The following is a 588-nucleotide window of genomic DNA, read 5'->3' as shown; positions in this document are numbered from 1 at the left end:
TGTTATATCGTTTTATATATCAGGAAATATTAAATCAATCATTTTATTTATATGTTGGATAAACGCAATAATTTCCGCTTCAGATATTTACAATTCATTTTTAATTACGATTAAACCGAATAACTCAATTTTTTGTAGAGGTTATTATAAAGTGAAATAGTATTAAAAGAGTAACTCAAAAACATATCAACTAAAGGCAATAGTTAAAAATATAAATTTAGGTAATAAAAGACCGATAAAGCAATCGGTCTTTTCTCAGTATATAATAAAGATTTAATATACATTGTAATTCCTGCTACTATACAATTAATATAAGATAGGTATGCGTTAATTTTAGTTTGAAAACAGTTTCATTATCGTTTTTTTCAGAAATCTTACAAGCGTGTAAGATAAATGAAAGATGAATCAATATGAGATGTAAGACAATTCATTTACACTCTGTTATGAGAAGTGCAAATGAAGGGAGAATATACATGGAAATTTTACATGCAAAAAGTATTAGTAAAGTATATAAAGGGAAAGTACCTTATAAAGCATTAGTTGATATTGATTTATCAATTCAAGAAGGTGAATTTGTAGGGATTATGG

Annotated in this window: 2 pseudogenes; both read left to right on the top strand. The window is 25.3% G+C overall.

What is annotated here, in order from left to right:
• A pseudogene (locus KI369_RS28725) lies at positions 1-160 on the top strand (DUF3267 domain-containing protein); the annotation flags it as partial.
• 313 nt (positions 161-473) lie between these two features.
• Positions 474-588, top strand: a pseudogene (locus tag KI369_RS28720) (bacitracin ABC transporter ATP-binding protein); the annotation flags it as partial.

This window comes from Bacillus sanguinis, from assembly GCF_018332475.1.
GTDB lineage: Bacteria > Bacillota > Bacilli > Bacillales > Bacillaceae_G > Bacillus_A > Bacillus_A sanguinis.
Note: the sequence above shows the minus strand (reverse complement) of the source record. Positions and strands in the feature narration are given on the sequence as shown.